This window comes from Vibrio profundi (assembly GCF_043642225.1).
Taxonomy (GTDB): domain Bacteria; phylum Pseudomonadota; class Gammaproteobacteria; order Enterobacterales; family Vibrionaceae; genus Vibrio; species Vibrio profundi_A.
The window spans coordinates 1-16,368 of sequence record NZ_JBHZSF010000010.1 but is presented as its reverse complement, the minus strand read 5'-3'; the positions used below and the strand labels follow the sequence as shown (position 1 = coordinate 16,368).

Here is a 16,368-nt window from a genome sequence, read left to right as displayed (position 1 = left end):
CTTAATCTTGTCCTAAAGTTCGATACTTTTCGCGTAGGTTATTTCGAATGTTAATCGCCGTTAAATTCAACCCAACAATTACCGTCACTAGCAAAAATGAAGTGGCGTACACTAACGGTCTAGCCGCCTCAATGTTCGACGTTTGAAAGCCCACATCATAAATATGAAACCCTAAATGCATGAATTTTCTGTCTAAGTGCACATAAGGAAACTGGCCATCTACTGGTAAGCTCGACGCCAGCTTCACTACTCCCACTAGCATTAAAGGGGCAACTTCACCGGCCGCACGAGCGATTGCCAAAATAAGGCCTGTGATAATGGCTGGGCTTGCCATAGGCAAAACGATCCGCCACAGCGTCTCAAATTGAGTCGCTCCCAACGCCAACGAGCCGTGACGAACACTGCTTGGAATCCGGGTTAACCCTTCTTCAGCCGTGACAATAACCACAGGTAAAGTCAGTACCGCTAAAGTCAGAGATGACCAAAGTAACCCTGGTGTGCCAAAGGTAGGAGCAGGTAAACGCTCAGTGTAAAACAGCGAGTCAATTGAGCCACCAATCGTATAAACAAAGAAACCCAAACCGAAGACACCATAAACAATCGACGGCACCCCCGCTAAGTTAATCACAGCGATCCGAATCACACGTGTCAGCGTATTATTTTTTGCATATTCGTGAAGGTATATCGCCGCTATCACTCCCAAAGGCATAACGATAATCGACATTAGGATCACTAACAAAACAGTACCAAAAATAGCAGGAAAGACGCCGCCCTCTGAATTGGATTCCCTTGGGTTATCTGACAAAAACTTCCAAACTTGCTTGCTCCAATGAACCGTTTTTTCCAACATGTTCATCTGATTCGGATACCAAAAATCGAGTATATGACTCAATGATATTTCAACGGTTTCCCCCGTCATATCTTTAACCAACAGCGCTTCTGTATTCAGTTGCCTTCGCAGCTTATCGAGCTTTGTCTCGGAAGCTAAAAGCTTTTCGTCTAGCTGAGACTTTTGAGACTCGTATGAAGCTAAGTATTCATCCGTTAAGTCTTCATTCAATAACCGCTTACGCTTTTGTAAACGCAGTTGTTCTAACTCCCAACTGACACTACGGATCTCTTGATCAACGATACGTTGAGTTTCATTCCTTAGGGCATCCGCAAACGCCAAGCCCCTTACTAGGTCATGCTCTATATTTTGAGTGCGAACCCCTTCTATCGTTTTAAAACCAACCGGTTTTCCGAAAAAGTACCCACCTCTGCTTCTTTCTATGACCGCCCATTCCTTCGGGGTTGATGCCTCTTGTAAGTTCACCTCTAAGATAGAAACAAAGTCGGCCGAATATAACTCTCGATTCGCTATCTTAATGCTCAGCCTTTTAACGAAACCTTTGTCTAGTACCTCCTCGGGAAGCGTCTTTTCGGCGTCAGCGATTTGCTCAACCGGAATATACTTACGTTCATATAGTTGACCAATCAATACATTCTGTTCAGCCGATGCAGCCCCGTGAGGTAGATCTGCATTGGACTCTACGGCATCGACTTGCCATTGATACAAAGGTGCAGGCCAAAAATAAGTCAGCCCTTTCCAGCCAATCAGTAGCATTAGCCCCAAAACCGAAAGCATACTAATGCTAACAGCCCCACCGGTAAGCCATACCCAAGGAGAGCCTGATTGAAACCACTTAAACATCGTGTGACTCTCTTAAGAAAATATAAGTACCAAAAGGAAATGAACTACAGCGCACGATATTTATCCCGTAGCCTTTGCCTTACCCATTCAGCAACTGAGTTAACCGCAAAGGTAAACACAAACAGTAATAGCGCCGCGAGGAACAGCAACCTAAAGTGTGAGCTACCAACTTCAGACTCTGGTAACTCGACGGCAATCGTTGCCGACAACGTTCTCATTCCCTCTAAGATATTCCAATCCATAATTGGGGTGTTACCCGTCGCCATCAACACAATCATGGTTTCTCCAACGGCACGCCCTAACCCCATCATAATGGCAGAAAATATGCCCGGACTTGCCGTCAACAACACCACATAAATCAAGGTTTGCCAAGGCGTCGCACCTAGTGCGAGGGAGCCATCCGATAAATGCTTCGGGACAGAGAAGATTGCGTCTTCCGCTATCGTAAAAATAGTCGGGATAACGGCAAAACCCATGGCGAACCCGACCACCAACGCATTTCGCTGATCAAAATCGATACCAAGATTCGTTAGGTAGATTTTTAGGTCTCCCCCAAACAAAACCGACTCGATTTGGTTACCAAACGCAAAGCCTGCGATCACTGTGATGATAAGCACTGGAATTAAAATAAGTGCATGCCAACCATTTGGGAACCGCCCAGTCACGTCTTGAGGCAAGCAATGCCAAACCAAACCCACCAAAATCGTACTCAGCGGTAATAACAGCATTAGCGATACAACCGCCGTTAAATGAGTTTCGACAATAGGAGCGAACCATAAGCCAGCAATAAAACCGATGATTACGGTCGGTAACGCTTCCATTAATTCTATTGATGGCTTAACGACTCTGCGCATTTTAGGAGACATGAAGTAAGCGGTATATATCGCACCAAGAACCGCCACAGGCACAGCGAATAACATGGCGAACATCGCGGCTTTTAGCGTCCCAAATGTGATCGGTACTAAACTGAACTTCCCTTCAAAATCGTCATTGGCCGAAGTAGATTGCCATACGTATTGAGGCTCTGGGTAACTTTCGTACCATACCTTCTGCCACAGTGATGAAAAGGATATTTCAGGGTATTCGTTATCAACTTTCGCGATGCTCACAACACCATCAATTAAAGTAGCTAGATGGAGCTCATTTGGGGACATTGCCGCCAGCTGAGGCGATTTAGTGAATGCCCTCTCAAACATCGCCAGCTTTTCACTGGTGGTGTAATGGCTTTGTAAGGTGCCATTTTTATAAAAACTGTAAAAACCTTTCCGATAAGTATCAGGCAACAAAAACTGAACTTCTGAAGCTAACTGAAAATCTCGGATATGAGTCAGTTGACGCTGCTTATCTTTTAAAACATCAAACCACTGTGACACTCGACCATCGATATGACTTACTAACAGTGAATATGCTCCAGACAACAAGTCGATATTTTTTACGGCGTGTTGAGCATCCCCTAAGCTTAAATCCAATACATCTCTAACTTTGAACTTTCCGTCCTCTAGGGGTAAAACGATAAGCTCTGAGCCATGACGTAAGTACAACGTCTGCCCATTAGGAGTCATGAGTAGCTGATCTTGCCACCCGATATCAGAAGATAACATTTGGGATTCAACTTCACGGTACTCTCCATTCAATGCAGCTTGATAAGTTTTTACAACGATCGCCCCGTCATTAAGCTGCGCTGCCACGACAAGTCGCTGGTTACTGACAGAGAATGAGAATTCTCGTACAGGGTTACTCGAAGAGCTGAATGAAATTGGATTACCCGATGGTTGCAGGTATTCAATATTTGAGGTCGGGGTTTGCCCTTGTATACAGAGAGGGTCTGAGAATTCCGGTTGAAAGAGTTGAACCTTGCCTTGCGCATTCGCAAAAGCAAACCAATTATTGGCAGCAGGGCTTTTCGCAAATGCGACTGGCTGGGAGAGTGCAACTTCAGAATAATATGGTGTGATAGATGACTCACCTAACGCCCAAAAATCAGCTCGTCCATTAGCGTCAATAATTAACGCATTAGAGCCATATTCATCTATAGTTAACGCGACAGGCTGTTCAATCGTAACAGGTTTTACGATTTGATCCGTTTCTAAGCCAGTGTCAGAAAAGACAGGAAGAATCACCATCGCAAGGTAAACAAAGATCAAAACTAACGCAGCTAATACACTAACGCCGCCACAAGTCACCGCAAAACGAACCAGACGATCTTTCAACCACCTTTTTTTATCTCGTTCCTTTAATGAAAATTCGGCTGCGGCCATCGATTTCTCTACCTTTTTTGAGCTACTGTCATAGTATGTCGTTTACATGACAATTATATTACAGTTCACATTAAACAACTGAAACTAATAGTAACTTTTATCAGAACCCTTGGCTGAAATAATAACGTAACAAAAACAGCCTACGCTGCTCATTTTTTTGTAATTTGAGAGATATCAAGCTCTTCTGAATGTCTAGGATTGAATCATGAATGCAGAAAAACTCTATATCGAAAAAGAACTAAGCTGGTTATCTTTTAACGAGAGAGTTTTACAAGAGTCTGCTGATAAATCGGTTCCTTTAATCGAGCGAATTCGCTTCCTCGGCATTTTTTCAAATAACCTCGACGAGTTCTACAAGGTACGCTTTTCGGATGTTAAGCGTCGGATTTTAATCAGCCAAGAACGTGGGGGAAATGATAATTCCAAGCACCTGCTCACCAAAATGCAGGCAAAAGCGTTAAAACTGAATCAGCGTTTCGACGAGCTTTATAACGAGCTGATCTTAGAAATGGCTCGTCGCCGAATTTTCCTCGTCAATGAAAATCAGCTCGATGAAGCTCAACAAAAATGGGTAAAAAAATACTTTAAAAAGAAAGTTCTTCCGCACATTACCCCTTTACTCATCACTGAAGATATCGATGTATTGCAATTTTTGAAAGATGAGTACGCTTACCTTACTGTGGAACTCATCCACCAAGGCGCGGCGCAATATGCCCTTTTAGAGATCCCAACGGATCACCTGCCCCGTTTCGTAACTTTACCAGAGCAAAAAGGTAAGCAGCGTAAAACCATTATTTTGCTCGACAATATCATCCGCTATTGCCTCAACGAACTGTTTTATGGTTTTTTTGAGTATGATCAACTCAACTGCTATGCGATGAAAATGACCCGTGATGCTGAATATGATTTAAGCCATGAGGTGGAGCACAGTCTGCTTGAGCAAATGTCGGAAGGGCTTGGACAAAGGCTGACCGCATTACCGGTTCGGTTCGTGTATGAACGAGACATGCCACCAGCGATGCTGGATTTTCTCTGCGCTAAACTTGGCATCTCGAATTACGACAGTTTGATCCCGGGAGGACGCTATCATAATTTCAAAGACTTTATCGATTTCCCTAACATGGGTAGAGAGTATCTAGAAAATAAACCCCTAACTCCGATGACCTGTGCTGATTTCGATCACTACAACAACCACTTTGATGCCATCAAAGCGCAAGATATCTTGCTTCATTACCCTTACCACACCTTTAACCACATCACAGAATTGGTTCGACAAGCTTCTTTTGACCCTGGGGTTTTAAGCATCAAAATCAATATTTACCGTGTGGCAAAAAATTCAAAACTCATGAGCTCAATTATTGATGCGGTACATAATGGGAAAAAAGTCACAGTTGTAGTTGAACTTCAAGCTCGCTTTGATGAAGAGGCAAACATTGAATGGGCAAAGCTACTGACAGAAGCTGGTGTGCATGTAGTGTTCGGCGTCCCTGGCCTTAAAATTCACTCAAAGCTTTTGCTTATCAGCCGCCGCGAACAAGATGAAATCAATTACTACGTGCATATTGGAACGGGTAACTTTCACGAGAAGAATGCCCGTATCTATACTGACTTTTCCTTATTGACGGCAAATCACGATATCGCTTATGAAGTAAGAAACGTCTTCGGTTACATTGAAAACCCGTATCGCCCCGTCAAGTTCAATGAACTGATAGTGTCACCACGCAATTCGCGTAAAAAAATTAATGCGCTGATAGAAAATGAAATAGACAATGCTAAAGCTGGCAAAAAGGCCAAGATCACACTAAAAATGAATAATCTGGTCGACAAAAAACTCATAAGCAGACTTTACGAAGCCAGCTCAGCAGGAGTCAAAATACGAATGATTATTCGTGGTATGTGTTCACTGGTTCCAGGAATAGAAGGAGTCAGCGAGAATATCCAAATCATCAGTATTATTGACCGTTTTTTAGAACACCCAAGAGTCATGATTTTGCATAACGATGGCGACCCACTTGTTTATCTATCTTCAGCGGATTGGATGACTCGTAATTTGGATCACCGAATAGAAGTCGCAACTCCAATCCTAGACGATAGGTTAAAACAAAGGATCATAGACATCATCGAGCTTCACTTTACTGATACCGTAAAAGCTCGACTGATTGATAAAGAGATGAGTAATCGTTACGTTCCAAGGGGCAACAAGAAAAAGCGTCGTTCTCAAATCGCAATTTATGAATACTTAAAGCAAGTAGAGAAACAAACTCGTAAGAGTCGGGAGAAATCAATTACCCATGAGCAAGAACCTTAATCAGACCGTCAGACAAATTGCAGCCATAGACCTTGGTTCAAATAGCTTTCATATGGTCGTCGCCAAAGTCGTAGGACAAGATTTGCAGTTAGTCAGTCGACACAAGCAAAGGGTTCGTCTTGCTCAAGGGTTAGATGAGCAAAAAAACATGAGCAATGCAGCCATTGAACGCGGCTTAGAATGCTTAGCGATGTTTGCTGAAAGGCTCACCGATTTCGCTCCTGACAATGTCCGTATCGCTGCAACCCATACTTTACGTCAAGCCAATAACGCTCATATTTTTATTCAGAGAGCGAAAGAGATACTGCCATTCCCCATTGAGGTCATCCCAGGAGAAGAAGAAGCACGTCTTATTTATTTGGGCGTCGCTCATACACAAACTGAGTCACCTTCCAAGTTAGTCATTGATATCGGGGGTGGCAGTACCGAGCTTATCATTGGTAATCACCTATCTGCTAAATACGTCAACAGTAAACAAATGGGCTGTGTCAGTTTTAGCGACAAATACTTTACTCAAGGAAAGCTAGCTAAAATTAACTTCGTTAAATCGATATTAGCCACCGAACAAAAAATTGAACCTCTTACCAATCAATATAAGAAGCATGGCTGGGACTTAGCCATAGGCTCATCAGGCACCATCAAAGCAATCAAAGAAGTATTAATCGGGATGAACTATTCCGATGGCATCATCACCCCTAAACGCTTAGAAAAGTTAATCGAAAAGTTATGTGAATTTGGTAGCGTCGATAACTTAAAGCTCTCAGGGTTAAGTGAAGAACGTAAACCCGTTTTTGCGGCTGGTGTGGCTATCTTATCCGCCATTCTTCAAGACTTAGAGGTGTCAGAGCTGCATTACTCGGATGGCGCACTGCGAGAGGGGCTGCTTTATGAAATGGAAGAGCGCTTCCACCGCACCGATATTCGAATGCGCACGACAGAGAACCTCGCTGAAAAGCATCATGTAGATATCGAACATGCGAACAACGTGAAGCAGCAAGCTCACCTATTACTAAAACAATCTCACCAGCTCCTAGGCATCAAAAAAAACAGCGAGCTGTTCGATTTGCTCAACTGGGCAGCGTTGTTGCATGAAGTAGGACTTAGTATTGCCTTTCGAGCGTTTCATCGCCATTCGGCGTACATTCTTCGCCACACTACAATGCCGGGATTTAATACTGAGCAACAGTTATTGCTATCTACTTTGGCTCGCTTTCAACGTAAAGCGCTGAAGATCCATGAAATGCCTACTTTCAATTTGTTTAAAGATCAGCAAGTCATCGATTTAATTCGAATTCTTAGGATTGCGATTCTGGTTAACGGGCAACGCAGTGACGCGCCACAATTAGATCTAGCGATCAAACTGATCGATACCGATCAGTGGGCTTTAACGTGCACAAATAAGCATTGGCTTGAAGACAACAAGCTACTCGCCGCGGATTTTTTCAATGAGCAGGTGCTATGGGAAAGCATAGGCTGGCAGCTCTCGCTACCAACCTGATTTCGATAAGGTAAGCGAGCTAAAGCCCAACTTTGGCAAGTTCTTGCTTAGCGAATTCCTTTGGTATCGAAAGGTAACCATCTTTCTCTACCAACTCCTGCCCCTGCTTAGAAAATATAAACGTCAGGAATTCTTTTTCGACAGGTAACAAAGGTTTATTCGGGTGTTTATTTACATAAACATATAAGAATCGAGAAAGAGGATAGGTTCCATTCAAAATATTTTCTCGGTTAGCGTGTACGTAATCATCACCAGATTGGGCAATGGGAATTAATTTAACGCCTGCTACTCGATAACCAATTCCTGAATAACCAATTCCACTAATAGATGAGGCCACCGACTGAACAACCGAGGCCGACCCTGGCTGTTCGTTCACTCGATTCTTAAAATCGCCACCACATAAGGCATTTTGTTTGAAATAACCGTAAGTGCCAGATACCGAGTTGCGTCCAAACAATTGAAAATGGCGATTAGACCAAGGTTCACCTACATCTAATCCAGCCCACGTTTTCATTTTTTCGTTGGCTCCACAGCGGAGCGTTTCGGAAAAAATGGCATCAATTTGCTGGAAGTTAAGTCCTTCGATAGGGTTATCACGATGAACAAATAAGCCAATAGCATCAATGGCGACACGAAGTGCCGTCGGTTTATAACCATGTTCTCGCTCAAAAGCTTCGATTTCTCTTAAGCGCATTGGCCGACTCATAGGGCCAAATTGTGCAGTTCCTTCAGTCAGTGCTGGAGGCGCTGTGGCTGAACCTGAAGCTTGAACTTGAGCATTAATATTTGGGTAATAAGTTTTGAACTCTTCTACCCATAGAGTCGTCATTCCTGCCAAAGTATCTGAACCAACAGAAAGCAAGTTACCCGACACCCCAGGGATCTTTTGATAATTATCTAACTCGTCGGCATTAGCGGCTTGAGTCGCCAATAAGCTGAAACTGGCCCATAAGGCTAGAATTACTTTCTTCATACCGTTAACCGATTAGGTAAAGTGAAAGAAAAAGTACTGCCTACACCAAGTTCACTGTGTATTTCCAAATGGGAATCGTGATGAGTCAACGCATGTTTTACGATAGCCAAACCGAGCCCACTGCCTCCGGTATCTCGTGACCTAGCTTTATCGACTCGGTAAAAACGTTCAGTTAAACGATGGAGATGCTGTGGCTCAATCCCTTCTCCGGTATCAGAGACTTCTAAACAAGCTCCTTGACTGGTTTGATACCAACGCACATTAACTTCAGCCCCTGCCGGAGTGTACTTCACCGCGTTATAAACCAAGTTAGAAATTGCACTGCGTAACTGATCTTCGTCTGCTAACACCCGCAAACTATTATCGATATTAAAGTTGAGCTTATGCGCTTGATCACCACTTAAGCTCGCCGCTTCCTTCTCTAACACTTCCAACATAGCCGGGACATTCACAACTTCATCAAGCTCATGCATTGGTGCTGCTTCAATTTTTGAGAGTGTCAGCAGTTGATTGACCAAGCTATTCATTCGATTCAATTGCTCAGTCATTACACCATGAGCTTTAGGCCACATTGGGCCCACCACCATGTCAGGGTCTTCCGTCATTTCAAGGTAGCCTTGAAGTACCGTCATAGGGGTTCGTAATTCATGTGAAACGTTCGCGAAGAAATTACGTCTCATCCCCTCTAGCTGTTTGAGCTGAGTAACATCACGTACCACCATCAAGTGCTCACCTTCGGTGTAAGGCACAATACGTAGCTCTAACATGCGCTCCACATTCAGTGGTGAAGGCATCTCTAGTGGCTCTGAGAAGTTTTGACGATTGATGTATTTGATAAAATCAGGTGTACGGATGAGATTTGAGATGGGCTGCCCCGAATCATCCGGCCAACGAAAGCCCAGAAGATGTTGCGCTAGTTTGTTGCACCAAACAATGTTGCCTTCGCCACGAAATACGACCACAGCATCGGGTAGAGATTCCGCACCATTTCGGAAACGGCGAATTAAATTCGTCAGCTCTTTACGCTTCTTACGCTGGCGCTGCTGAAGTCGATAGATACCATTGAACAACGACTCCCAGTTCCCCGTCCCAGAAGGAGGAGTAAGGCGTTTCTCATCCCATAGCCAAGCCGACAAACGCATTTGATTATGCAAATGCCATACAAGCTGCAAAGCCGTAGCCACTAAAAGCAGCCACGGCATGTATCCGAATATCCATCCAACAAACACCCAAGGTGCGTAAAAAAAAGCCAGCTCCCAAGCCAGCTTTTTCCAGGTTAACCTTTCAACCATCAATAACTCCGCTGTCGGTTACACAAATCTCAATTAGGCTTTGGTTGAGAAACGGTAACCTGCACCACGCACGGTTTGAATCAACTTGTCATGCCCAGCTGATTCCAGTGCTTTACGTAAACGTCTGATATGAACGTCCACGGTGCGATCTTCTACATAAACGTTGGTTCCCCAAACATTATTTAGTAATTGTTCACGACTATATACACGTTCTTGGTGAGTCATAAAGAAGTGCAGCATCTTAAATTCTGTAGGTCCCATATCAACTGGACCATCGTTCGATGTTACTCGGTGAGAAACAGGATCCAGTTTCAAACCTTGCACATCAATTACGTCTTCAAGTGCAGTAGGTGTCACACGGCGAATAACGGCTTTTAAACGTGCAACCAACTCTTTTGGAGAGAAAGGTTTAGTAATGTAATCATCCGCACCCACTTCCAACCCGCGTACTTTATCTTCTTCTTCACCACGTGCCGTCAACATCACTACTGGAATGTTACGGGTTAACTCTTCACGTTTCATATGTTTGATAAAGTTAATGCCACTACCGCCAGGTAGCATCCAATCTAGTAACACTAGATCTGGGAAAGGTTCGCATAAATTAGTTACCGCCGTATCATAATCTTCGGCTTCTACTGCTTGATAACCTTTTTGCTCAAGAACAAAACACAACATCTCTCGAATAGGTGCTTCATCTTCAACAACCAGAATCCTTCTCGACATAATTGAAAACCTTTGTATTTAATCAACGCATTGCATTATCAGCATTAATTATGACACTTTTGTGACCTTTGCAAACAAATTTTCACATAACTGTCTCACACGATTCACTTTTACTTTTTGAATATCATCTAAGACAAACGATAGGAAATCTCCTATCATGAGCGTCTTCTAAAAAAGGTAAGAGAAATATTATGTGGTTTAAAAATTGCCTAGTTTATCGCTTCAATCGTGATATTGAGTTCAACGCCGATCAGCTAGAAAAACAGCTTGAAGAATTCCGCTTTACTCCATGCGGCAGCCAAGACAAGCAAAAGTTTGGTTGGGTACATGCGATGGGTAAACATGGCGACATGATGACGCACGTTTCAGAAAACCGCATTCTTATCTGCGCAAAGAAAGAAGAAAAAATGCTACCAGCTTCAGTGATTAAAGAATCTCTGAATGCAAAAGTGGAAACTCTGGAAGCTGAAACCGGCACGCCATTAAAAAAGAAAGAAAAAGATAACCTAAAAGAAGACATCATCATCGATTTACTTCCTAGAGCATTCAGCCGCAGTAGCTTTACTTACGCGCTGATCATGCCAAAAGAAGGCTTTATTGTGGTAGACGCGAGCAGCTACAAAAAAGCAGAAGATGTGTTAGCACTACTTCGTAAAACAATGGGCAGCCTGCCAGTGGTACCTGCAATCCCTGAACAACCGATTGAAAACACATTGACTGAATGGGTAAAAACAGGTGAAACCCCTCAAGGTATCCAAGTTCTCGATGAAGCTGAACTCAAAGCGATAGTGGAAGACGGCGGTGTTATTCGCTGTAAGAGCCAAGAACTCTCTGCCGATGAAATTCAAAGCCACATTGAAGCAAACAAAGTCGTAACCAAGTTATTGATCAATTGGCAAGATCGTATCGAGTTTATCCTTGGCGAAGACGGCAGCATCAAGCGCTTAAAATACAGCGATGACTTGAAAGATGAAAATGATGATATCCCACGTGAAGATCAAGCAGCTCGCTTCGATGCAGATTTCTCACTTCTATGTGGTGAATTCAGTGCTTTCTTACCAAACCTATTTGAGTCGTTAGGCGGCCTACCTCACCCTAACGCTTAATAGCTCTCCCTCGCCTAGATACTCTTTCTGGGCGAGTCCTTTCCCGAAATCTCCCCCTCTATTCTCATTAGAATGATTAGGGCTATTCAGCTCAGCGTTTTTAGCGTAGAATTTGCGCCCCTCCAATATCATCTAGTGATATTGGCCTGACTTGAGATCAGAACTTAGAGAAAGAGCAATGACTACACAAAAACCATTTGTACCAGAACTACTATCACCGGCAGGAAGCCTTAAAAACATGCGTTACGCATTCGCTTATGGCGCTGATGCAGTTTACGCAGGCCAGCCTAGATATAGCCTTCGTGTGCGCAACAATGAGTTCAACCACGAAAACCTACAGATTGGTATCAACGAAGCACATGCTCAAGGCAAAAAGCTTTACGTGGTATGTAATATCCAGCCGCATAACTCTAAACTAAAAACTTTCATTCGCGACCTTAAGCCGGTTGTTGATATGGGTCCTGATGCCCTAATCATGTCTGATCCAGGTCTTATCATGATGGTTCGTGAAGCATTCCCTGAAATGCCAATCCACCTTTCAGTTCAAGCTAACGCTGTAAACTGGGCGACCGTTAAATTCTGGGCTACACAAGGCGTTGAGCGTGTGATCCTATCTCGTGAGCTATCACTTGAAGAGATCGAAGAAATTCGCGAACACTGCCCAGAAACAGAACTAGAGATCTTTGTTCACGGTGCTCTTTGCATGGCGTACTCTGGTCGCTGCCTACTTTCTGGTTACATGAACAAGCGCGATCCAAACCAAGGTACTTGTACTAACGCTTGTCGTTGGGAATACAAGACAGAAGCGGCAAAAGAAGACGAGAACGGTCAGATCGTTGAAGCAAACCCAACAGGTGTTGAGATTCAAGACGTTGAAGTTCAAGACGAACGTCCAGACAACACACTAGGTCTTGGTAAACCAACAGACGAAGTGGTTCTGCTTTCTGAATCACACAAGCCAGAAGAGAAAATGGCAGCGTTTGAAGATGAACATGGCACTTACATCATGAACTCAAAAGACCTTCGTGCAATCCAACACGTTGAGCGCCTAACTAAGATGGGGGTTCACTCTCTGAAAATTGAAGGTCGTACTAAGTCTTTCTACTACTGTGCACGTACTGCTCAGGTTTACCGTAAAGCTATTGACGATGCAGTGGCAGGCAAACCATTCGATGAAAGCCTAATGGGCACACTAGAGAGCCTAGCTCACCGTGGTTACACTGAGGGCTTCTTACGTCGTCATACACACGATGCATACCAAAACTACGAGTACGGTTACTCTATCTCTGATACTCAACAGTTTGTTGGTGAATTCACAGGTAAGCGCCGTGGCGACCTTGCGGAAGTAGAGGTGAAGAACAAGTTCCTAGTTGGCGACAGCTTAGAAATGATGACGCCGAAAGGTAACGTTGTGTTTAAGCTAGAAGTCATGGAAAACCGAAAATCTGAAGCGGTTGACGATGCTAAAGGCAACGGGCATTTTGTCTTCATTCCTGTGCCAGCAGACCTAGATTTAGAATACGGTCTACTAATGCGTAACTTGAGCAAAGGTCAAGATACGCGTAACGCTTCTGGTAAGTAATAATGGCACTGCTGATTCAAGATAGCTGCATTAACTGCGACATGTGCGACCCAGAATGTCCTAATGGTGCCATTACTATGGGTGACGAAATCTATGAGATTGACCCCGCGCTATGTACTGAATGTAAAGGGCACTATGATAAGCCGACGTGCCAATCTGTGTGCCCAATAACAAAATGTATCATCACAGATCCTAATAATATTGAGACTGATGAAGAGCTTCTAGAAAAGTTCGTTATCATACAAGGAATGACATAGTCTTCCCTTACTCTCTCAAAAGAGCCTGACAAAGTTCAGGCTTTTTTTTCGCCTTCTTAATGTAATTTGGTTTATCAGCAGGTTGCCCTTTCTTTGGTTTCCAACTTGCAAGTTCTTCACCGCAACCATCACCTTCTGGCGGTTGTGCTTGTTCAATACAGTGTATATCTTCTTCAGAACATTTAAGCCTAATATGCATATGAGAGTGGTGCCCAAACCATGGTCTCACTTTTCTTAGCCACTCCCGTTCATTTGTGCTTTCAGCTGAGCATAACGCTTCTTTAATCACTGGATGGACAAATATTCTAGCCACATCTTCCTTTAGCGCTGTACTCTTTACTATGTCAAAATGGTATGGCTGCCAATGTTGATTAGTCCGATAATTAGGAATATCTACAACACTCGTCGCTCGTGGATTCTCTAGTTCTTTTTCTGACAGAGGTAGCTTTGTAACTCTGAGCCAAACATCAATATCTAAGCCCGTTTGGTGACTACTGTGCCCAAAAGAAAATAATCCCCCCCTGGCCATAGCAATATCAGCGATCAATATTCTAGGTATTTCTTTTTCCTGCAACTCCTTAGCTAAACTTTGAATGAAGGTGATGGTATTAGGGTGAGCGTAGTAACGTTGCCTTTGAGGGCGTATAACCTGGTATCCCTCACCTTGTAAAGGAAGAGTGTCAGCACCAGCAAGGCAACCATTAGCATAACTGCCTATAGATTGAGTGGGTTGTGTAGAAGGTGTGGTAAAACTTTCCCACGGAGTTGCAAAAGTGAAAGTGCTTATAAGCCAACAGCCCAGAAGTACAGTTATAAAACGCAACACAATTAACCTTCCTTAATTTTCAACATTTCATCATAGTCTAAAAATGAATTTTAGGTTAATTCTCACACAATGCTTACCGCAAAATACAAATATAAATTAAAAAATCAGTCGCATATTATAAAACCCCTTCTAAACAACTCACCAAGCATAGAGTGGAATACCTTTAAACAATCTAAAGGACTAAATAATGAAAAAATTAAGTTTGATTGGGCTTACTCTATTAATGGGATGTAACAGTGATACAGAAAACCTCACAATCGAACATTCACCACTCGAAAGTACAAGCTTCATCTATGGTAACTCAGATCTTAGACAATTTGTCAGCGCGACTGCTGGCTATGACTTTATTGGGTTAGGTGAAGCTAGTCATCAGGGCTCTAAAGCCTATAGCTACAGAGCACGGATGTTAAAAGCCCTCCATGAAGAAGGTAATCTTGATTTCATAGCATTCGAAGCAGGGTTATATGATGGATTAGCCGCATGGCAAAACTATCTGGCTGATGAGCAAAATTTGCTGGACGCGGTTACAGGACCTGATGCCAATTATATGTTCGGACACCGCTATAGTGCAGAGTTAGCACATTTGTTTAATTATGTAGATCAGTTACCGAAAGACACTACCCCCCTACTACTCATTGGATACGATGCAAGAATCAACAGCGATCCAGGATGTAGTGTCATGTTCGATGAGCTAGAAAATTATTTAGTCTCCCAATCTTTATATCAAGAAAGCTTCGCCACCATTAAATCATTATCTCCGATAATGATGTGCCCTTGGTATGCAGACCGAGAATTCACTGTGACTGACCATCATCAGCTAACTTCACTTCTATCTGAATTAATCTCCACCCTTACGACTCAGAAAGAACTTGAAATGATTCCAGATTACGATCCGACATCACCTAGAGAATTTAGAAACTACGCATCATTTTGGTTACAGGTAGCGAAAAGCTTATCTGCTCATAGCTACTTCCAAATAAACGGATTAGAAGATGCTTTTACTGATAATCAATCAGCTGAAAACATTCGCTGGTTAAGGGAGGAGTGGTTCAACCTGCCAGATAGCGGGCAAACAGCCATATGGGCTCACAACATTCACGCCATACCTATCCATGGTTCAGTAACAGATGCCATTCATAAACGGTATCCTGATAAATCAACTTATAATGTGATACAACTGACTTACCGAGGGCGTTTAGCCGCTTACACCCCAGATAGTTCGCAGTGGGCAATTAATACCGTGCCTTATTATTCAGAAGCAAGAACAGTTAACCATTCACTATTCAGCTTAGGCTTTCCTGATACTTTCATTGATTTTAAATCTCAATCTACATCAACAGCTTTATTTAATCAGCCTCAAACAATTCGCTTCGCTGGTGGTAGCCTACCTATCTATACTCCGACATCAATTGCTGATGGGATTTTATTTATCCCACAAGAACTTCCTGCTGTTGCTCGATAACGAGAGCAAGAGCGGTGATTGGTGTCATATTTTTATTTGGTATGAATTTGAAAATATCTTGCCATTGTTCTTAAACTTTTTCGAAATATATCGCTAATTTTTCGGGAAGGAAATCGGTATAAAGTGATGTTCTATCAATATTGAGAAGAGCAAACATAGGTTGATAGATGCAAAAAAGCCTCAGCATTTCTGCTGAGGCTTTAAATATGGCAGGGGTGGAGAGATTCGAACTCCCAACACGCGGATTTGGAATCCGCTGCTCTGCCAATTGGAGCTACACCCCTATTTTCAGTTTTAAAGAGCTGAAACTCTGAATAAGTGGCGGAGTGGACGGGACTCGAACCCGCGACCCCCGGCGTGACAGGCCGGTATTCTAACCAACTGAACTAC

Annotated in this window: 11 protein-coding genes, 1 tRNA gene and 1 pseudogene; 6 read left to right on the top strand and 7 right to left on the bottom strand. The window is 43.2% G+C overall.

Annotation, left to right across the window (positions count from 1 at the left end; translation table 11 throughout):
* Position 1 precedes the first annotated feature (1 nt).
* Together pstA and ACHUFI_RS15085 are read right to left on the bottom strand one after the other, a co-directional pair.
* Positions 2-1,693, bottom strand: a complete 1,692-nt coding sequence (gene pstA / locus ACHUFI_RS15090; protein ID WP_394250543.1) for a phosphate ABC transporter permease PstA — start codon at positions 1,691-1,693, stop codon at positions 2-4.
* 44 nt (positions 1,694-1,737) lie between these two features.
* Positions 1,738-3,951, bottom strand: a complete 2,214-nt coding sequence (locus ACHUFI_RS15085) for an ABC transporter permease subunit (protein ID WP_394250541.1) — start codon at positions 3,949-3,951, stop codon at positions 1,738-1,740.
* A 205-nt stretch (positions 3,952-4,156) separates the two neighbouring features.
* On the opposite strand from ACHUFI_RS15085, the gene ppk1 reads away from it, so the two are divergent.
* The gene (ppk1, locus tag ACHUFI_RS15080) at positions 4,157-6,259 is read left to right on the top strand and encodes a polyphosphate kinase 1 (RefSeq protein ID WP_394250539.1); all 2,103 of its coding nucleotides are present in this window, start codon (positions 4,157-4,159) and stop codon (positions 6,257-6,259) included.
* Complete coding sequence (gene ppx, locus ACHUFI_RS15075) at positions 6,243-7,757, top strand: exopolyphosphatase (RefSeq protein ID WP_394250537.1); 1,515 nt, start codon at positions 6,243-6,245, stop codon at positions 7,755-7,757. The genes ppk1 and ppx overlap by 17 nt, the downstream gene beginning before the upstream one ends.
* Positions 7,758-7,776: 19 nt before the next feature.
* Here the strand turns inward: ppx and ACHUFI_RS15070 are convergent.
* The 3 genes and pseudogenes from ACHUFI_RS15070 to phoB form a co-directional block, all read right to left on the bottom strand.
* Positions 7,777-8,670 (bottom strand): annotated as a pseudogene (locus ACHUFI_RS15070) (PstS family phosphate ABC transporter substrate-binding protein); the annotation flags it as partial.
* Between the two features lie 56 nt (positions 8,671-8,726).
* Complete coding sequence (gene phoR / locus ACHUFI_RS15065; RefSeq protein ID WP_394250535.1) at positions 8,727-10,022, bottom strand: phosphate regulon sensor histidine kinase PhoR; 1,296 nt, start codon at positions 10,020-10,022, stop codon at positions 8,727-8,729.
* Positions 10,023-10,055: 33 nt separating this feature from the next.
* Positions 10,056-10,745, bottom strand: a complete 690-nt coding sequence (gene phoB, locus ACHUFI_RS15060; protein WP_394250534.1) for a phosphate regulon transcriptional regulator PhoB — start codon at positions 10,743-10,745, stop codon at positions 10,056-10,058.
* A 191-nt stretch (positions 10,746-10,936) separates the two neighbouring features.
* On the opposite strand from phoB, the gene rdgC reads away from it, so the two are divergent.
* The 3 genes from rdgC (at position 10,937) to ACHUFI_RS15045 (ending at position 13,690) form a co-directional block, all read left to right on the top strand.
* Positions 10,937-11,851: a recombination-associated protein RdgC gene (gene rdgC, locus ACHUFI_RS15055; RefSeq protein ID WP_394250532.1), complete on the top strand. Its 915-nt coding sequence runs from the start codon at positions 10,937-10,939 to the stop codon at positions 11,849-11,851.
* A gap of 178 nt (positions 11,852-12,029) precedes the next feature.
* Positions 12,030-13,433, top strand: a complete 1,404-nt coding sequence (gene trhP / locus ACHUFI_RS15050; protein ID WP_394250530.1) for a prephenate-dependent tRNA uridine(34) hydroxylase TrhP — start codon at positions 12,030-12,032, stop codon at positions 13,431-13,433.
* Between the two features lie 2 nt (positions 13,434-13,435).
* Positions 13,436-13,690 (top strand): YfhL family 4Fe-4S dicluster ferredoxin, encoded by a 255-nt coding sequence (locus ACHUFI_RS15045; RefSeq protein WP_137374998.1) that lies wholly within the window; start codon positions 13,436-13,438, stop codon positions 13,688-13,690.
* A 7-nt stretch (positions 13,691-13,697) separates the two neighbouring features.
* On the opposite strand, the gene mepA is transcribed toward ACHUFI_RS15045, so the two are convergent.
* Positions 13,698-14,516: a penicillin-insensitive murein endopeptidase gene (mepA, locus tag ACHUFI_RS15040; protein ID WP_394250527.1), complete on the bottom strand. Its 819-nt coding sequence runs from the start codon at positions 14,514-14,516 to the stop codon at positions 13,698-13,700.
* 187 nt (positions 14,517-14,703) lie between these two features.
* Between mepA and ACHUFI_RS15035 the strand changes: the two genes are divergently transcribed.
* Positions 14,704-15,978, top strand: a complete 1,275-nt coding sequence (locus ACHUFI_RS15035; protein ID WP_394250525.1) for an erythromycin esterase family protein — start codon at positions 14,704-14,706, stop codon at positions 15,976-15,978.
* A 207-nt stretch (positions 15,979-16,185) separates the two neighbouring features.
* On the opposite strand, the gene ACHUFI_RS15030 is transcribed toward ACHUFI_RS15035, so the two are convergent.
* Positions 16,186-16,262: transfer RNA gene (locus ACHUFI_RS15030), tRNA-Trp, on the bottom strand.
* Between the last annotated feature and the right edge of the window lie 106 nt (positions 16,263-16,368).